Annotated in this window: 7 protein-coding genes (1 of these 7 cut by a window edge); 3 read left to right on the forward strand and 4 right to left on the reverse strand. The window is 62.5% G+C overall.

Going from position 1 to position 20,076, the window contains the following annotated elements; genetic code table 11:
- Positions 1-7,112 carry the start of an immunoglobulin-like domain-containing protein gene (locus CCOS865_RS00055; protein WP_119136957.1) on the reverse strand. 24,214 nt of this gene lie to the left of the window's left edge, so only the first 7,112 of its 31,326 coding nucleotides appear in the window; the start codon lies at positions 7,110-7,112; its stop codon lies beyond the left edge, outside the window.
- A gap of 758 nt (positions 7,113-7,870) precedes the next feature.
- On the opposite strand from CCOS865_RS00055, the gene CCOS865_RS00060 reads away from it, so the two are divergent.
- Positions 7,871-10,027: a type I secretion system permease/ATPase gene (locus CCOS865_RS00060; RefSeq protein ID WP_119136958.1), complete on the forward strand. Its 2,157-nt coding sequence runs from the start codon at positions 7,871-7,873 to the stop codon at positions 10,025-10,027.
- The gene (locus tag CCOS865_RS00065; protein ID WP_119136959.1) at positions 10,017-11,393 is read left to right on the forward strand and encodes an HlyD family type I secretion periplasmic adaptor subunit; all 1,377 of its coding nucleotides are present in this window, start codon (positions 10,017-10,019) and stop codon (positions 11,391-11,393) included. The genes CCOS865_RS00060 and CCOS865_RS00065 overlap by 11 nt, the downstream gene beginning before the upstream one ends.
- A 263-nt stretch (positions 11,394-11,656) precedes the next feature.
- Here the strand turns inward: CCOS865_RS00065 and CCOS865_RS00070 are convergent, their stop codons facing one another.
- Genes CCOS865_RS00070 through CCOS865_RS00080 form a run of 3 tightly spaced genes read right to left on the reverse strand, consistent with a single transcriptional unit; the run spans position 11,657 to position 16,561 of the window.
- Complete coding sequence (locus CCOS865_RS00070; RefSeq protein WP_415842627.1) at positions 11,657-13,015, reverse strand: HlyD family type I secretion periplasmic adaptor subunit; 1,359 nt, start codon at positions 13,013-13,015, stop codon at positions 11,657-11,659.
- Between the two features lie 7 nt (positions 13,016-13,022).
- Entirely contained in the window at positions 13,023-15,179 is a 2,157-nt protein-coding gene (locus CCOS865_RS00075; RefSeq protein WP_119136961.1) for a type I secretion system permease/ATPase, read from the reverse strand.
- A gap of 44 nt (positions 15,180-15,223) precedes the next feature.
- The gene (locus CCOS865_RS00080; RefSeq protein ID WP_119136962.1) at positions 15,224-16,561 is read right to left on the reverse strand and encodes a TolC family outer membrane protein; all 1,338 of its coding nucleotides are present in this window, start codon (positions 16,559-16,561) and stop codon (positions 15,224-15,226) included.
- A gap of 339 nt (positions 16,562-16,900) precedes the next feature.
- Between CCOS865_RS00080 and CCOS865_RS00085 the strand changes: the two genes are divergently transcribed.
- On the forward strand, positions 16,901-20,076 hold a 3,176-nt coding region (locus CCOS865_RS00085; protein ID WP_119136963.1), incomplete at its 3' end, for a retention module-containing protein.

Raw genomic sequence — 20,076 nt, forward strand, 5'->3', positions numbered from 1 at the left:
GCCACCAGACTTTCGTAATTGCCACCGCTGACGCTGGTGATGTTGGTGGTGACGGCGGCATGGCCTTGGTAGACGTCGTTGCTGACGGATGTGTTGACGGTTCCAGAGCTCTGGCCGACGGCGATGGTGATGCTCTGGCCGTTGGCCAAGGTGACCACGACTGGGCTACCGGTGACCGGAGCGTCGACCGATGCGGTGTAAACGATGGTACCGCCCTCGGCGACCGAAGGTGTGGCGGTCAAGGTCACGGTAGTGGTGTCGGTCACGTCGGTAACGCCCGTAGATACCGGGCTCTGGCTTGCCACCAGACTTTCGTAATTCCCACCGCTCACCCCAGTGATCTGGGTCGTGACTGCTGCATGGCCCTGGTACACGTCGTTGCTGACCGGCGTGTTGACGGTGCCAGAGCTTTGGCCGACGGCAATGGTGATGCTCTGGCCGTTGGCCAGGGTGACCACGACCGGGCTGCCGGTGGCCGGCGCATCGACCGAGGCGGTGTAGACGATGGTGCCGCCTTCGGCGACCGAAGGGGTGGCGGTGAGGGTGACGGTGGTGGTGTCGGTCACGTCGGTGACGCCCGTAGATACGGGGCCGTTATTGGCAACCAGGTTCTCGTAATTGCCGCCGCTCACGCCAGCGATCTGAGTCGTAACGGCGGCATGGCCTTGGTACACATCATTGCTGACGGGTGTATTCACCGTGCCCGAGCTTTGGCCGACGGCGATGGTGATGCTTTGACCGTTGGTCAGGGCGACCACGACTGGGCTGCCAGTGACGGGCGCGTTGATCGAGGCGGTGTAGACGATGGTGCCGCCCTCGGCGACCGAAGGGGTGGCCGTCAGGGTCACGGTGGTGGTGTCGGTGACATCGGTGACGCCCGTAGAAGCCGGGCTCTGGTTCGCCACCAGGTTTTCGAAATTACCGCCGCTGACCCCGGTGATGTTGTTGGTGACGGCAGTATGGCCTTGGTAGACGTCATTGCTGACCGGCGTGTTGACCGTCCCAGAACTTTGGCCGACGGCGATGGTGATGCTTTGGCCGTTGGCCAAGGTCACCACGACGGGACTGCCGGTGACCGGTGCGTCGACCGAGGCGGTGTAGACGATGGTGCCGCCTTCGGCCACCGAAGGCGTGGCGGTCAGGCTCACGGTAGTGGTGTCGGTGACGTCGGTAACGCCCGTGGATACTGGGCTCTGGTTCACCACCAGGCTTTCGAAATTGCCGCCGCTGACCCCGGTGATGTTGTTGGTGACGGCAGCATGGCCTTGGTAGACATCGTTGCTGACCGGCGTGTTGACCGTGCCGGAGCTCTGGCCGACAGCTATGGTGATGCTCTGGCCGTTGGCCAGGGTGACCACGACTGGGCTACCGGTGACGGGCGCATCGACCGACGCGGTGTAGACGATGGTCCCGCCCTCGGCAACGGAAGGCGTGGCCGTCAGGGTGACGGTGGTGGTGTCAGTCACATCGGTGACACCGGTAGTAACTGTGTTCTGGTTCGCCACCAGGTTTTCGTAATTGCCACCGCTTGCGCCGGTGATGCTGTTGGTCACCGCGGCATGGCCTTGATAGACGTCATTGCTGACCGGTGTGTTGACCGTCCCAGAGCTCTGGCCGACAGCGATGGTGATGCTTTGTCCGTTGGCCAAGGTGACCACGACTGGGCTGCCGGTGACCGGTGCATCGACCGATGCGGTGTAGACGATGGTGCCGCCCTCGGCGACGGAAGGAGTAGCCGTCAGGGTGACGGTGGTGGTGTCGCGGACATCGGTGATGCCCGTGGAAACCGGGCTTTGGTTCGCGACCAGATTCTCGTAGCTCCCGCCGCTGACCCCGGTGATTTGGGTCGTGACTGCGGCATGGCCTTGATAGACGTCGTTGCTGACTGGCGTGTTGGCGGTACCGGAGCTTTGGCCCACGGCGATGGTGATGCTCTGACCGTTGGCCAGGGTGACCACGACCGGGTTACCGGTAACCGGAGCACCCACCGAGGCCGTATAGACGATGATGCCGCCTTCAACGACCGAAGGTGTAGCGGTCAGGGTGACGGTGGTGGTGTCACGAACATCGGTGACACCGGTGGAAACCGGGCTTTGGTTCGCCACCAGGTTTTCGTAATTGCCGCCGCTGACGCTGGTGATGTTGGTAGTGACGGCCGCGTGGCCCTGGTACACGTCGTTGCTGACTGGCGTGTTAACGGTGCCGGAGCTTTGGCCGACGGCAATGGTGATGCTCTGGCCGTTGGCCAATGTCACCACGACCGGGCTGCCGGTGACGGGTGCCCCGACCGACGCGGTGTAAACGATGGTGCCGCCTTCGGCAACCGAAGGGGTGGCTGTCAGGGTGACGGTCGTGGTGTCTGGAACATCGGTGACACCGGTGGAAACCGGGCTCTGGTTCGCCACCAGGTTCTCGTAGTTGCCGCCGCTAACGCTGGTGATGTTGGTTGTTACCGCCGCATGGCCTTGATAGACGTCATTGCTGACTGGCGTGTTGGCGGTACCGGAGCTTTGGCCCACGGCGATGGTGATGCTCTGACCGTTGGCAAGGGTGACCACGACCGGATTACCGGTAACCGGAGCACCCACCGAGGCCGTATAGACGATGATGCCGCCTTCAGCGACCGAAGGTGTAGCGGTCAGGGTGACGGTGGTGGTGTCACGAACATCGGTGACACCGGTGGAAACCGGGCTTTGGTTCGCCACCAGGTTTTCGTAATTGCCGCCGCTGACGCTGGTGATGTTGGTAGTGACGGCCGCGTGGCCCTGGTACACGTCGTTGCTGACCGGCGTGTTGACGGTGCCGGAGCTCTGGCCTACGGCGATGGTGATGCTCTGGCCGTTGGCCAATGTCACCACGACCGGGCTGCCGGTGACTGGGGCGTCGACCGACGCGGTGTAAACGATGGTCCCGCCCTCGGCGACCGAAGGGGTGGCTGTCAGGGTGACGGTGGTGGTGTCGCGAACATCGGTGACGCCTGTGGAAACCGGGCTTTGGTTCGCCACAAGGTTCTCGTAGTTACCACCGCTGACCCCGGTTATTTGAGTCGTGACTGCGGCATGGCCGTGGTAAGCGTCGTTGCTGACTGGCGTGTTAACGGTGCCGGAGCTTTGGCCGACGGCAATGGTGATGCTCTGGCCGTTGGCCAATGTCACCACGATCGGGCTGCCGGTGACGGGTGCCCCGACCGATGCGGTGTAAACGATGGTGCCGCCTTCGGCAACCGAAGGTGGAGCCGTCAGTGTGACGGTCGTGGTGTCGCGAACATCGGTGACGCCGGTGGAAACCGGACTTTGGTTCGCCACCAGGTTTTCGTAATTGCCGCCGCTGACGCTGGTGATGTTGGTAGTGACGGCCGCGTGGCCCTGGTACACGTCGTTGCTGACCGGCGTGTTGACGGTGCCGGAGCTTTGGCCCACGGCGATGGTGATGCTCTGGCCGTTGGCCAAGGTGACCACGACAGGGCTGCCGGTGACAGGTGCGTCGACCGATGCGGTGTAGACGATGGTGCCGCCTTCAACGACCGAAGGCGTAGCGGTCAGCGTCACGGTGGTGGTGTCGCGGACATCGGTGATGCCCGTGGAAACCGGGCTTTGGTTCGCGACCAAATTCTCGTAGCTCCCGCCGCTGACCCCGGTGATTTGGGTCGTAACTGCGGCATGGCCTTGATAGACGTCGTTGCTGACTGGCGTGTTGGCGGTGCCTGAGCTCTGGCCGACGGCGATGGTGATGGTTTGGCCGTTGGCCAAGGTGACCACGACTGGACTGCCGGCGACCGGCGCCTCGACCGAAGCGGTGTAAACGATGGTGCCGCCTTCGGCGACCGACGGGGTTGCCGTGAGGGTCACGGCCGTGGTGTCACGGACATCGGTGACACCGGTGGAAACCGGGCTTTGGTTCGCCACCAGATTCTCGTAGTTACCGCCGCTGACGCTGGTGATGTTGGTCGTGACTGCGGCATGGCCTTGGTAGACGTCATCGCTGACCGGCGTGTTGACCGTGCCAGAGCTTTGGCCGACGGCGATGGTGATGCTCTGACCGTTGGCCAAGGTGACCACGACAGGAGTGCCGGTAACCGGAGCACCCAGCGAGGCTGTATAGACAATGGTGCCGCCTTCAGCCACCGAAGGCGTGGCGGTCAGGGTCACGGTGGTGGTGTCACGAACATCGGTGACCGAGGTGGAAACCGCTGTCGGGTTAGCCACCAGGTTCTCGTAGTTACCACCGCTGACCCCGGTTATTTGAGTCGTGACTGCGGCATGGCCCTGGTAAGCGTCGTTGCTGACTGGCGTGTTGACGGTGCCGGAGCTTTGGCCGACGGCAATGGTGATGTTCTGGCCGTTGGCCAGGGTGACCACGACTGGGCTGCCGGTGACTGGGGCGTCGACCGATGCGGTGTAGACGATGGTCCCGCCTTCGGCGACCGATGGGGTGGCGGTCAGGGTGACGGTGGTGGTGTCTCGAACATCGGTGACGCCGGTGGAAACCGGGCTCTGGTTCGCCACCAGGTTCTCGTAGTTGCCGCCGCTGACACTGGTGATGTTTGTCGTGACGGCAGCATGACCCTGATAAGCGTCGTTGCTGACCGGCGTGCTGACGGTACCGGAGCTCTGTCCGACCGCGATGGTGATGCTTTGGCCGTTGGCCAGGGTGACCACGACCGGGCTGCCGATGACGGGCGCCCCGACCGATGCGGTGTAAACGATGGTGCCGCCTTCAGCAACCGAAGGCGTAGCAGTCAGAGTGACGGTAGTGGTGTCGGTTACGTCGGTGACGCCCGTAGATACGGGAGCGTTATTGGCTACCAGATTCTCGTAGTTGCCCCCGCTGACGCTGGTGATGCTATTGGAGACCGCCGCATGGCCCTGGTACGCGTCGTTGCTGACCAACGTGCTGACGGTGCCAGCGCTCTGACCGACAGCGATGGTGATGCTCTGGCCATTGGCCAAGGTCACCACGACCGGGCTGCCAGTGACCGGAGCCGTCACGCTGGCGGTGTAGACAATAGTCCCGCCTTCGGCAACCGATGCCGTCGCGGTCAGTGATACGGTCGAAGTGTCGACGGTATCCACGATACGGGTCACGACAGTGCTGCCATCGACTGCCAGGTTCTCGAAATTCCCCCCGCTGGCGCCGGTGATGCGAACGCTGACCGAGTCTGCATCCGCGTACGGATCATTCGCAGGCGCAGCAACCGCCACGCTGCCGGAGATCTGGTTGGCGGCGAGGGTGATGACCTGACCATTGCTCAGCGTGACTGTCACCGGGGTGCCCGCGGGGGCGCCGAGGGTGGCGGTGTAGAGGATTGTCCCGCCTTCGGCAACCGACGACGTTGCCGACAGCGACACGGTGGTGGTGTCTTGTAGCGCAGTGACCGTGGTACTGACCGGCGTCTGGTCGCCCACCAGGCTCTCGAAGTTGCCGCCACTGACCTGACTAATGCTGTTGCTGATGGCCGGATGATCAGCGTGCACGTCGTTGCCCACCGGCGTGCCGATGGAACCCGAGCTCTGCCCGACCGCAATGGTGATGGTTTGCCCATTGGCCAGGGTTACCACGACCGGGCTGCCGGTCACCGGCGCGCCCAGCGATGCGGTGTAGACGATGGTCCCGCCTTCGGTTACCGACGGTGTCGCGGTCAGGGTTACGGTGGTGGTGTCCTTGGCATCGTCGACGCTCGTGGAAACCGGGCTCTGGTTGGCCACCAGGTTCTCGAAGTTGCCACCGCTGACACCGCTGATGCTGGTGCTGACCGGCGCATGGCCTTTGCCCGTGTCATTGCTCACTGCCACGCTGACCGAGCCCGAGCTCTGGCCAACCGCGATGGTGATGATCTTGCCGTTGGCCAGGGTCACCAACACCGGGCTGCCGGTCACCGGCGCGTTGATCGAGGCGGTGTAGACGATGCTGCCGCCTTCGCTCACCGAAGGCGTCGCCGTGAGGGTCACGGTCGAGGTGTCGAGGCTGTCGCTGATCGCGGTGGTCGCCGGGGTCTTGCTGACCACCAGGCTCTCGAAGTTGCCGCCCTCGGCCTTGTCGATGCTCAGCGCAACGGTGCTGGCGCTTTTGTACACGTCATTGGCCGTGGCCTGCACGTTCACGCTGGCGCTGGCCTGGCCCGCCGCGATGGAGAGGCTCTGACCGTTGGACAAGGTCACGGTGACCGGCGTCTGCGCTGGGTTGCTCAGGGTTACCGTGTAGGTGATCACACCGCCTTCGGTGACGCTGGGGGTGGCGCTGAGGGTGAGGTGGGTGATGTCGACGGTGTCGACGATCTGCGTGACGGCGGGTGTCCCGTCGATGTTCACCGTCAGGTTGCCGCCAACGGTGGTGGTGATGTGCGCAGCCACCTGGCTGGCGTCGATGTAGACGCTGTCGGTGGGCACCACACCGACATTGATCGAGCCGTTGTTCTGGCCCGCTGCAATGACGATCACCGCGCCGTTGGACAAGGTCACGGTGAGGTCGGTCTGCAGCACTTGGCCGAGGGTCGCGGTGTAGGTGATCACGCCGCCGGCTTCGGTCAGGCTGGGCGTTGCGCTCAAGGTCACACTGGTGGCGGTGATGACCTCAGGGACCGACTCAGCCGGTACGGCCTGAGTGGCCGAGGTGGTGTCGACCGGGAGTTCATCAATACCGTAGGTGGGCTCGACCCGCAGTTCGTCGTCAAAGCTCAGCCCGGCGGTGTGGAAGCCGATCGTCGGCGCAACACCGCCCGACGCCTCGAGGATGACAAAGGTGTGGCCACCGCCCAGCGAGCCCGAACTGCCCGCCGCAGTAGGCCCCGCCGCGGTCGCTTCGAAGTCTACGGTCGGGTCATCACCCGCCTGGATGGCGCGCTGCAATTCGTCGACCGAGGGCGCCGTGGGCGTGCTCTCCTGGCTCAGGTCGGTACTGACATCCGGCGTCTGCGCGCTCCACTGTGTCTCGCGGCCGAGGTCGAGGATCCGCCCATCGGTAAGCTCCAGCGTCACTGCGCCGCTCTCGCCGGTCAGCACCTGGTCCCCGGCATACAGCCGGTCGCCTTCGATCAGTACACGCCGGATGCCTTCTGGGGATACTGCGACGACTTGGCCAACAACGCTTTTGACGATGGCTACGACAGTGCTCATGAGACTCTCCGGGTTACCCGATCGGTAGCTTCCATGGCTGCAGCGACGAGAGGCGGCCGCCAGATGGAATACTTCAAAGTTGTTTTCAGCTGATTTCCATGCACTTACCGCGTGAGACGTTTCGCCGATGTTGGCGAGTGGCGGGTTATTGACTGTGTGCGTCAGGTTAATTACGCCAACTGCTAAAGCCATGTCACATCGGGAGTTGCGCTGTTGCCAACTCTTACTTTCGTATTAGTCCTTCGGTTGACCAAAGGTTCCAATTAATGTGTACGGGGATTTGAACCATTGAACGAGCATAGCCCTGCAGAGAATTGCGACAAATGTCGCACTAAATAAAGGCTCTCCGGGGTATGTTTAACAGCGCCAGATCGTCTAGATCAGGCGCTGCAGGTATTGAGTGCGGATCATTGAATGAAATTCGGTATCGCCACTTGCATCGATTTGATGAACAGTTAGTCTTGGGGGATATGAATTGATTTAGTCAGTGGCTAATAGCCATCTCCGCAGCCATTGTTGTTGACCATAACCGACAGATATTCAATGAAACCTCCAGCATGTTGCACGGTCAGGAACAGCAGTGGACAGCGTGGGTTTTCGCTACCGCAGTGATGTAATTGCCCGATGAATGTTGAGCAGCGCCGAGGTTGATAGTGCAGGGCCATGGGGGTCGAAGGTGGCCTGAACCTGGGTGAGCCACCAGGCACTGCCTGGATGCGCACCTGCCCCCTCTACCGTCAGGAAGAAGAGAGCGCCGCGTGGAACCTGAAGTCAGTCGAGCCCCACTCAGTCACGATCCCCGCAGCCAGCACGATGACCCGTTGCTGGACAGCCTGCTGACCCTGTGTGTCCTGCACCAGAAGCCCGCCAGCCGGGCCATGCTGACCACCGGCCTGCCGTTGCCGGCTCAGCGCCTTAATGCCGAGTTGCTGCCCCGCGCGGCGGCTCGCGCCGGCCTGCAGGGGCGCCTGCTGCAGCGCAAGCTGGAGCAGATCCCGACGATCGCCATGCCGGCCATGCTGCTGCTCAAAGAGGGCCGCAGCGCCGTCCTGCTTGGCTGGGAGAATGCCGACACTGCGCGCCTGCTGCTCAGCGAAAGCGACGGCGGCGAGGTGCTGGTGAGCCGTGAGGCGCTGCTCGGCGATTACAGCGGCAAGGTGTTTTTCGCCCAGCCGCAGCACAAGTACGACGTCAACCACGGCAACCTGATCCCGCGCACCAAGTCCTGGTTTCGCGACACCCTGCTGCGCAGCAAATGGCTGTACATCGACGCCATCGCCGCCAGCCTGGTGATCAACCTGATCGCCCTCGCAGCGCCATTGTTCGTGATGAACGTGTACGACCGGGTGGTACCGAACCAGGCCACGTCGACCCTCTGGGTGCTGGCAGTCGGCATTACCGGCGCCTACGTCTTCGACCTGATCCTCAAGGGCCTGCGCAGCCTGTGCCTGGACCTGGCGGGCAAGAAAACCGACCTGATCATCTCGGCGACCCTGTTCGAACGGATCGTCGGCATGTCGATGAAGTACCGCCCGGCGCGGGTCGGCAGCTTTGCCCAGAACATCCACGAGTTCCAGGGGCTGCGCGACTTCCTCGCGTCACTGACTCTGACCAGCCTGATCGACCTGCCGTTCACCGTGCTGATCCTGATCGTCATCTCGATCATCGGGGGCCATCTGGTGTGGATCCCGATCCTGGCCTTCCCGCTGGCCCTGGGCATCGGCTATGCCCTGCAAAAACCGCTGATGTCGACCATGGAGCGGACCATGGCGCTGGCCTCCGAGCGCCAGTCCAGCCTGATCGAAACCCTCGCTGGGCTAGACGCGGTCAAGGTCAACAATGCCGAAAGCGAGCGCCAGTACATGTGGGAGCAGACCCTCGGCACCCTTAGCCGGCTGGAGCTGCGGGTCAAGGTGCTGTCGGGCCTGGCGATGAACATCACCCTGCTGATCCAGCAGTTGGCGGGCGTCGCGATGATCTGCGTGGGGGTCTACCTGATCATCGACGGCAACCTGAGCATGGGCGGCCTGGTCGCCTGCTACATGCTCAGTGGCCGAGCGCTTGGCCCGCTGGGCCAGCTCAACGGTTTGCTGGCCCGTTACCAGCAGGCCAAGGTGACCATGGTCGCGACTGACCAGATGATGGACCTGCCCCAGGAGCGCAACTTCGAGGAGCGCCCGCTGAGCCGACAGGTACTGCAAGGCGCCATCGAATTCCGCGGGGTCGACTTCACTTACCCGAACCAGCAGAACCAGGCGCTCAAGGGTATCAACCTGACCATTCGCCCGGGCGAAAAAGTCGGCATCATTGGCCGCAGCGGCTCGGGCAAGAGCTCGCTGGCCAAGCTGATCGTCGGCCTCTACGAGGCGGACAATGGCTCGCTCTTGGTCGACGGCGTAGACATCCGCCAGATCGACGTCAGCGAGCTGCGCCACAACATCGGTTACGTGCCTCAGGACATCCAGCTGCTCGCCGGCACCCTGCGTGACAACCTGGTCAGCGGTGCGCGCTACATCGAAGACGAAATGATCCTCCAGGCTGCCGAGCTCTCCGGTGTTCACGAGTTCGCCAGGCTGCACCCCGACGGCTATGAGCTTCAGGTCGGCGAACGGGGCCAGAACCTCTCCGGCGGCCAGCGGCAGAACGTCGCCCTGGGCCGTGCCTTGCTGCTCAACCCGCAGATCCTGCTGCTCGACGAACCGACCGCGTCCATGGACAACACCGGTGAAGAGCGGCTCAAGCAGCGCCTGCAGGCGGTGATCGAGCACAAGACCGTGCTGTTGGTCACCCACCGCGCCTCGCTGCTGACGCTGGTCGACCGGTTGATCGTCATCGACCGTGGCCAGGTGGTCGCCGATGGCTCGAAAGCCACGGTCATGGATGCGCTGAAGAAGGGGCAGATCAGTGTTGCATAAGCTCGATGTGGGGCACTTCAAGGACAACCTGCGGCGCTATTTCAAAGGCTCTGACTCGCTCAACGGGCAGCCCCTGCCCGAGGTCAACAAGGCCTTGATCGAGGATGCCCCACGGGTGGTGCGGATGACCATCTGGGGGGTGATCGCGTTTTTCCTGTTCCTGATCGTCTGGGCTTGTGTGGCGCCGATCGATGAAGTGACCCGAGGGGAGGGCAAGGCGATCCCCTCGTCCAAGGTGCAGAAGATCCAGAACCTCGAGGGCGGCATCGTCGCCGAGATCTTCGCCAAGGAAGGTGAGATCGTCGAGGTTGGCCAGCCCTTGCTGCGCCTCGATGAAACCCGCTTTGCCTCGAACAAGGGCGAAACCGAAGCTGAGCGGGTGGCCATGGCCATGCGTGTGGAGCGGCTGAGTGCCGAGGTCGAAGAAGTGCCGTTGAAGATCGACGAGCAATTGCGCGAGGCATCACCGCGCCAGGCAGACAGCGAAGAGTCCTTGTACCAGAGCCGCCGGCAGCAGTTGCACGACGAAATCGGCGGCCTCGAGCAGCAACTGGTGCAGCGTCAGCAGGAGCTGCGCGAGTACACCTCCAAGCGTGCCCAGTACGCCAGCGGCCTGCAGCTGCTGCGCCAGGAGATCGCCATGTCCGAGCCGCTGGTGGCCCGGGGCGCAATCTCCCAGGTCGAGATCCTCCGTCTGCGCCGTTCCGAGGTCGAGAACCGCGGTGAGATGGACGCCACCACCCTGGCCATTCCGCGCGCCGAAGCGGCCATCAAAGAGATCCAGAGCAAGATCGAGGAGACCCGCGGCAAGTTCCGCAGCGATGCCCTGACCCAGCTCAACGAGGCGCGCACCGAGCTGAGCAAGGCCACCGCGACCGGCAAGGCCCTGGATGACCGGGTCAACCGCACCCTGGTGACCTCACCGGTGCGCGGAATCGTCAAGCAGCTGCTGGTCAATACCATCGGTGGGGTGATCCAGCCCGGCAGCGACATCATCGAGATCGTCCCGCTGGATGACAGCCTGGTGGTCGAGGCGAAGATCCTGCCCAAGGACATTGCCTTCCTGCATCCCGGGCAGGAAGCCACGGTCAAGTTCACCGCCTATGACTACACCATTTATGGCGGGCTGACGGCCAAGCTCGAACAGATCGGCGCCGACACCATCACCGATGAAGACAAGAAGACCACGTACTACCTGATCCGCTTGCGCACCGAGCGCAGCCATCTGGGGACTGACGAGAAGCCGTTGTTGATCATCCCCGGGATGGTCGCCACGGTGGACATCATGACCGGCAAGAAGACCATCATGAGCTACTTGCTCAAGCCGATCATCAAGGCCCGTGGGGAGGCGCTGCGCGAGCGCTAGGCGAGTGATTGCGTGTCGGCCTCTTCGCGGGGCAAGCCCGCTCCCACAGGGATGGCGCTGTTCTGGAGATTTGCGCGGTCCCTGTGGAGATCACCCAGCCTTTATGGCTGCGCTGTTGCGCATGGAACAGGAAAGGGCAGCGCCGCTTAACCCTGTGGGAGCGGGCTTGCCCGCGAAGAGGCCGGCCCTGGCACCACAGGCCCGCCATGGCCCATTAACGCGAAAGGGCCGCAAAGCGGCCCTCGTGATGACTGAACACCAGATCAACGCTCGCGCAAGGCCTCGGACCGCGCCTTGACGATCGGCTTGAGCAGATAGCTCATGATGGTCTTCTTGCCCGTCATGATATCCACCGTAGCCACCATCCCCGGAATGATCAGCAGCGGCTTCTCATCCGTCCCCAGGTGGCTGCGGTCGGTGCGCAGGCGAATCAGGTAGTACGTGGTCTTCTTGTCTTCATCGGTGATGGTGTCGGCACCGATCTGTTCAAGTTTGGCCTTCAGCCCGCCATAGATCGTGTAGTCGTAGGCGGTGAACTTGACCGTGGCTTCCTGCCCCGGGTGCAGGAAGGCGATGTCCTTGGGCAGGATCTTCGCCTCGACCACCAAGGTATCGTCCAGCGGAACGATCTCGATGATGTCGCTGCCCGGCTGGATCACCCCACCAATGGTGTTCACCAACAGCTGCTTGACGATGCCGCGCACCGGCGAGGTCACCAGGGTGCGGTTGACCCGATCGTCCAGCGCCTTGCCGGTGGCCGTAGCCTTGCTCAGCTCGGTGCGGGCTTCGTTGAGCTGGGTCAGGGCTTCGCTGCGGAACTTGCCGCGAGTCTCTTCGATCTTGCTCTGCACTTCCTTGATGGCCGCTTCGGCCCGCGGAATAGCCAGGGTCGTGGCGTCCAGTTGCCCGCGGTTTTCCACCTCGGAGCGGCGCAGGCGCAGGACCTCCACCTGGGAGATCGCACCTTGCGCCACCAGCGGCTCGGACATGCCGATTTCCTGACGCAACAACTGCAGGCTGTTGGCGTACTGGCCGCGCTTGGAGTTGAACTCGCGCAGCTCCTGCTGGCGCTGCACCAGTTGCTGCTCGAGCCCGCCGATCTCGTCATGCAGTTGCTGGCGACGGCTCTGGAACAACGACTCTTCGTTGCTCGCCTGATGCGGCGCAGCCTTGCGCAACACATCGTCGATCTGCAGCGGGCGGTCTTCGACCTCGGCGCTCAGGCGCTCGACGCGCATGGCCATGGCCAGGCGGTCGGCTTCGGTTTCGCCCACGTTGGACGCGAAGCGGGTTTCATCCAGGCGCAGCAGGGGTTGGCCAACCTCGACGATCTCCCCCTCCTTGGCGTAGATCTCGGCAATGATGCCGCCCTCGAGGTTCTGGATCTTCTGCAGCTTGGACGACGGGATCGCCTTGCCTTCGCCGCGGGTGACTTCATCGATCGGGGCCAGGCTGGCCCAGACGATCAGGAACAGGAAGAACGCAATCACCCCCCAGATCGTCAGGCGCGCCACACGCGGCGCATCTTCGACCAGCGATTTGCGCACTTCGGGCAGCGGTTCGCCGGCAAATGTCTCGGCGCCTTTGAAGTAGCTGCGCAAATTGTCCTTGAAACGGCTCACATCCAGCTTAAGCGACACTGATCTGCCCCTTCTTCAACGCATCCATGACCGAGGCTTTCGGGCCGTCGGCGACCACTTGGCCACGGTCGATGACGATCAACCGGTCGACCAGCGACAGCAACGAGGCGCGGTGGGTCACCAGCACGACGGTCTTGTGTTCGATCACTGCCTGCAAGCGTTGCTTGAGGCGCTCTTCACCGGTGTTGTCCATGGACGCGGTCGGTTCGTCGAGCAGCATGATCTGCGGGTTGAGCAGCAACGCACGGCCCAGGGCGACGTTCTGCCGCTGGCCGCCGGAGAGGTTCTGGCCGCGCTCGCCGACTTGCAGCTCGTAGCCGTCCGGGTGCAGGCGGGCAAACTCATGCACCCCTGCCAGTTCCGAGGCTTGCAGGATCAGCTCGTCCTCGACGTAGCGCGCGCCGCTGACCAGGTTGTCGCGCAGGGTGCCGGCGAGCAGTTGGATGTCCTGGGGCACGTAGCCGATGTTGTGGCGCAGCTCGCTGACGTCGATCTGGCGGATGTCCACGCCGTCGACCAAGAGCGAGCCGGCGTCCGACTCGTAGAGGCCGACGATCAGCTTGGCCAGCGAGCTCTTGCCCGAGCCGCTGCGGCCAATGATGCCGACTTTTTCGCCCGGGCGAATGGTCAGGTTGATGCCCTTGAGTGCCTGGTTCTGCTGGTTCGGGTAGGTGAAGTCGACCCCGCGGAACTCGATGGCGCCTTGCAGTACCTGGCGGCTCAGCGGGCGCTCCTCGAAGTTGCGCTCCTGGGGCAGGTCCATCATCTGGTCGGTGGCGACCATGGTCACCTTGGCCTGTTGATAACGTGCCAGCAAACCGTTGAGCTGGCCCAGCGGGCCGAGCGCGCGACCGCTGAGCATGTAGCAGGCCACCAGGCCGCCCATGCTCAGGTTGCCGTCGATGATCAGGTAGACGCCGACACAGATCATCGCGACGCCGGCCAGCTGCTGGATCAGCATAGTGATGTTCATTGCCAGGCCCGACAGCACCTTGACCCGCAATTCGAGGCGGCTAAGGGTGCCGAGGGTCTGTTCCCACATGTACTGGCGTTCGCTTTCGGCGTTGTTGACCTTGATCGCATCAAGGCCGGCCAGCGTTTCGATCAGGCTGGACTGGCGCTCGGAGGCCAGCGCCATGGTCCGCTCCATGGTCGACATCAGCGGTTTTTGCAGGGCATAGCCGATGCCCAGGGCCAGCGGGAAGGCCAGGATCGGGATCCACACCAGATGGCCGCCAAGAATGGCGATGACGATCAATATCAGTAGGGTGAACGGCAGATCGATCAGGCTGGTCAGGGTCAGTGATGCGAGAAAGTCGCGCAGCCCCTGGAACTCATGGATGTTCTGGGCAAAGCTGCCGACCCGCGCTGGGCGGTACTTCATCGACATGCCGACGATCCGCTCGAACAGGGTCGCCGAGACGATCAGGTCGGTCTTCTTGCCGGCGAGGTCCAGGCACAGGCTGCGCATGAGCTTGAGCACCAGGTCGAAGACGTAGGCACCCATGATGCCGATGGCCAGCACCCAGAGGGTCGAGGTGGCCTGGTTGGGCACCACCCGGTCATACACGTTCATCACGAACAGCGGCGCCGCCAGGGCGATCAGGTTGATCACCAGGCTCGCGGCGATGGCGTCGACGTACAGCCACTTGCTGCGCAGCAGGGTGTCGCGGAACCAGGACTTGGTCCGCGGGATCAGGTTGCCGTGGTTGACGTCGTACTTGTGCTGCGGCTGGGCGAAGAACACCTTGCCGCTGTAGTCCTCGAGCAGCGCTTCACGGCTGACCAGCACTTCGCCGCCGTCGCTCTCGCTGAGCAGCAGGCGCGCGCTGTCGGTGTTTTCCCAGCCGAGCAGGACGGCGCTGCGGCCCTCTTTGAGCAGCAGCATGGCCGGCATGGCGATAGTCGGGATCTGCTCCAGCTTGCGCTGCAGCAGGCGCCCCTGCAGCCCGGCCCGGGCCGCCGCACGGGGCAGCAGCTCAGGGTCCAGGCGCTGGGAGGGCAAAGGCAGCCCGGTGGTCAGCATGGCCCGGCTGGCGGGCTTCTGATGCAGAACACACAGGGTCAGCAGGCTATCCAGTAAAGGATCGTCATGCTGGCTGCGCGGATCGTGACTGAGTTGAACTCGACTGACTTCGGATTCCACGCGGCGCTCTCTTTATCCTTTCGGGTGTACGGGAGATGTGCGCCTCAGTTCATGCCTGGCAGGCTCACATTGGGTTTCAGGTCGTTCTGCACAACGGTGGCCATCGGCGCAACCACGCCTTGGCTCTTGAGCAACTGACCCATGGTCGCCTTGATTCGATACTGGGTAAAGAGCTGCAGGGTTTTCACTTCGGCCAGGCGACGTTGCGCCGAGAAGGTTTCGTTCTCGCTGTCGAGCAGGTCGAGCAGGGTACGCTCGCCCAGGCTGAACTGCTGCTGATAGGCGCTGCGCACTTTGTTGCTGTGGTCGACGTACTGCTGGGCGATCGGCAGCTGGGCGTTGGCATTATCCATGGCATTCCAGGCCAGGCCCAGCTCTTCGTTGAGCTGACGCAGGGCATTGTTGCGGATATCCAGTGCCTGGTTGGCCAGGTACGACTTGGATTCCAGGTCTGCCTTGTTGCTGCCGCCATTGTACAGGTTGAAGTTCATCCGCAGCATGGCCTGCCACTCGTTGTTGTGGCCCTGCACGCCGTCGAGGTTGTTGTCAGCCGTACGTCCGAGTTCTGCATCGAAGCGCGGGTAAAAGGTAGACTTCGCGGTTTCGTATTGCTTCTCGGCGGCAGCGATGTCGGCTTCTGCCGAGCGCAGCACCGGGCTGTTCTCTACCAATTGATGACGGGCTTCGTCGAGGTTGGCCGGCAGCAGGTCGATGAACGGCGCTGGCGCGCTCAGCTCGTCCGGCATCTGCCCGACCACGCTCAGGTAGTTGGTGTTGGCATCGGCCAGGTTGGTCTGCTCGGTGATCAGGTTGTTGCGGGCCTGGGCCTGGCGCGCTTCGGCCTGATCGAGGTCGGCATAGCGGCCGACGCCGCGGCTGGTACGCAGTTTGATCTGGTCGAGCACACGGTCGTGGTTGCGCAGGTTGTCTTCTGCCAACTGCACCATCTCGCGGCGGGTCAGCACATCCAGGTACACCTGGGCAACGTTCAGCGCGGTGCGCTCGGAGGTGCCGAGCAGGTTGTAGGCGCGCGAGTTGACGGTGGCTTGCTGGCGGCCGACTTCGTTGGAGGTGGCGAAGCCGTCGAACACCATCTGCCGCAGGCGCAGGCTCGACTCACCGCGGTTGAGGGTTTCCCAGCGGTTGCCTGTGCTCGGGCTGTCAGTGCCTTCACGGCCATAACCGGCTGTGATGTCGACTTTTGGCAGGTAGCCACCCTTGGCGGCACGCAATTGGTAGTCGGCGGCCACGCGGGCATTTACCCCAGCCTGGATTTCGGGATGAACCTCGAGCGCTTTCTGCATGGCTTCAGGCAGGGTCTGGGCCTGTACGAAGCTGATGGAGAGCGCAAACGGAAGAGCTGTGAATACAAAAGCACGCATTTTTTAGTTGATCCCGAAGATGCTTGTTCCAAATCACGGCCAAAGCCGAGCCAGCCTGGTAAATGGCAGCCTGAATAACCGTAAGAAGTCGCTTCCGAAGAGGTACTGCTATTAGTACGAAAGGAAGGGTGACGAGCGGTAAAAATATCAATGTGACATTACGTTGCCGATTGTTTAGGATGGCGGGCAGAAGGTCAATAGTTTGGCATAAAGTTAATTGCCAAATAGTATAGACAGAAATTTGACGCCAATAGTTACTAATTTATTTCCTTCGCATAGCGGCTTATCCCGGCCGGCTAGGCATGAAGCCAAACAGAACGGCTAAATCCGGAGAGTCCAATGAGCAGTGTTGTTGCCATCGTCAAAAGCATTGTTGGCCAAGTCATCGCGGTATCCCCTGAAGGCATTCGACGCGTCCTTATCGAAGGCGACCGTTTGCTGGCCGGCGAGCAGGTGCTGACCGGTGTCGGCGGTGCTGTGACGCTCGAGCTGGCGGATGGCCGCACACTCGACCTGGGCCGCGACACTCAATGGAGCGCGGACGCTCCGGATAGCACCACCGACCTGAGCCAGGCCACCGCACAGGCAGCGCCCTCGGTCGAAGAACTGCAACAAGCGATCTCCGCCGGCCTCGACCCGACCACCGAGCTCGAAGCGACCGCTGCGGGCCCGACTGCCGCGGGCGCGGGTGGTTCGGTAGGCGGTGGGCACTCGTTCGTCATGCTCGATGAGACGGCTGGCGTGGTTGATCCGACCATTGGCTTCCCGACTGCCCCGATCGGCTTTGAAACCTTCGCTACGCGCGAAGAAGTGGGCGGCATTGATACCAACCTCAACGCCGACCAGACCGTCACTGCCGTACCGGTTGCCACCGGGCTGACCCTCACCGGCACGCCTACGATTACCGAAGCGGGTGGTGTGATCGTCTACACCGCGACCGTCGGCCAACCGCCGCTGACCGACCTGACCATTACCCTCTCCAATGGCCAGGTCATCGTCATCAGCGCCGGCCAGACCACCGGCACCGTCAGCGTGACCATCCCGCCGAACGACACGCCGTACATCGACGGGAGCGAGATTTCCACGACCATCACCGGCACCTCCGGTGGTGGCGGCCTGATCATCACCCCGAATCCGGCCCCAGCGGTCACCCAGATCGTCGACACCATCGACACCACGACGGTTGCCGTTACCGCGCAGCCGGCGAAAGAAGGCGATGCCAACATCACCTTCGAATTCCAGCTGAGCAACCCGCCGCAGGCTGGCAGCACGACCACCCTGACCGTGAACGTCGGTGGTACTGACTACACAGTGACCGTCGACGCGAACGGCAAGGGCACCCTGGTCATCCCGAACACCAACGGTGAGGACGCCTATAAGGATCCATCGTCGGTGACTGCGACGGTTACTGCTGTAAACGGCGGTAACTTCGAAGCTGTGGACCTGACTGGCGCGACCACTACCGCTACCGTGGAAGACACCGTCGACACCACGACCGTGGCGGTGTCCGCGGAGCCTGCGAAAGAGGGTGATGCCAACATCACGTTCAACTTCCAGCTGAGCAATCCGCCGCAGGCGGGTAGCCCGACCACATTGACCGTCAATGTCGGTGGCACCAACTACACCGTTCAGATCGATGCGAACGGTAAAGGCACTCTGCAGGTTCCTAACACTAACGGCGAAGATGCCTACAAAGACCCTTCTTCCGTTACCGCTACCGTTACTGCGGTAAACGGTGGCAACTTCGAAGGCGTGGACCTGACGGGCGCGACCACTAACGCCACTGTCGAAGACACCGTCGACACCACCACCGTGGCGGTGTCCGCGGAGCCTGCGAAAGAGGGTGATGCCAACATCACCTTCAACTTCCAGCTGAGCAACCCGCCGCAGGCTGGCAGCCCTACCACGCTGACCGTCAATGTCGGTGGTACCGTCTATACCGTTGAGATCGATGCGAACGGCAAGGGAACCCTGCAGGTTCCTAACACTAACGGCGATGATGTCTACATAGATCCATCTTCCGTGACTGCAAGCGTCACTGCCGTAAATGGCGGTAACTTCGAAGGCGTGGACCTGGCGGGCGCGACCACTACCGTTACGGTCGAAGACACCCTTACGCCGGTCACCGCAATCGTGACTGCTAATCCGGTCAACGAAGGTCAAGAGATCACCTTCAACTTCCAAATGAGCTCCGCGCCGAAAGCAGGCAGCGATCCTGTGGTCCTGACCTACACCTTCAACGGTCAGCAGCACCAGATCACCCTGGACTCTACCGGCCACGGCTCGTTGACCGTAGCGAACCCTAACGGCGAAGACGTCTACGTCGACGGCGGCACCCTGACCCTGACCGTAGACAGCGGCACCGGCGGTGGTTTCGAGAAGATCGGTACGTCGAATGGCACCGTGGTCGTCTCGGATACCGAAACGCCGGTGACTGCGATCGTGACTGCTAACCCGGTCAACGAAGGCCAGGACATCACCTTCAACTTCGCCATGAGCTCCGCGCCGAAGGCAGGCAGCGATCCTGTTGTCCTGACCTACACCTTCAACGGCCAGCAACATCAGATCACCCTGGACGCTACCGGCCACGGCTCGCTGACTGTTGCTAACCCGAACGGCGAAGATGTGTACGTCGACGGCGGCACTCTGACCCTTGAGGTCCAGGGCGGCACCGGCGGTGGTTTCGAGAAGATCGGTACCTCGGCTGGCACCGTAGTCGTATCGGATACCGAAACGCCGGTCACCGCGATCGTGACTGCTAACCCAGTCAACGAAGGTCAGGACATCACCTTCAACTTCCAGATGAGCGCTGCGCCGAAAGCGGGTAGCGATCCTGTTGTGCTGACCTACACCTTCAATGGCCAGCAGCACCAGATCACCCTGGACGACAAGGGCCATGGCTCGCTGACCGTAGCGAACCCGAACGGTGAAGACGTTTACGTCGACGCTGGCAGCCTGACCCTGACCGTAGATAGCGGCACCGGCGGTGGTTTCGAGAAGATCGGTACGTCGAATGGCACCGTGGTCGTCTCGGATACCGAGACCCCAGTAACTGCGATCGTGACTGCTAACCCAGTCAACGAAGGCCAGGACATCACCTTCAACTTCGCCATGAGCTCCGCGCCGAAGGCAGGCAGCGATCCTGTTGTGCTGACCTACACCTTCAATGGCCAGCAACACCAGATCACCCTGGACTCTACCGGCCACGGCTCGCTGACTGTTGCCAACCCGAACGGCGAAGACGTCTACGTCGACGGCGGCACCCTGACCCTGACCGTAGACAGCGGCACCGGCGGTGGTTTCGAGAAGATCGGTACGTCGAATGGCACCGTCCAGGTCTCTGACACCGAGACACCAGTCACCGCCATCGTGACTGCTAACCCAGTCAACGAAGGCCAAGACATCACCTTCAACTTCCAGATGAGCTCCGCGCCGAAGGCAGGCAGCGATCCGGTTGTGCTGACCTATACCTTCAATGGCCAGCAACATCAGATCACGCTCGGCGGCACACACGA

Origin of the sequence: Pseudomonas reidholzensis (assembly GCF_900536025.1) — a bacterium.
Lineage (GTDB): Bacteria > Pseudomonadota > Gammaproteobacteria > Pseudomonadales > Pseudomonadaceae > Aquipseudomonas > Aquipseudomonas reidholzensis.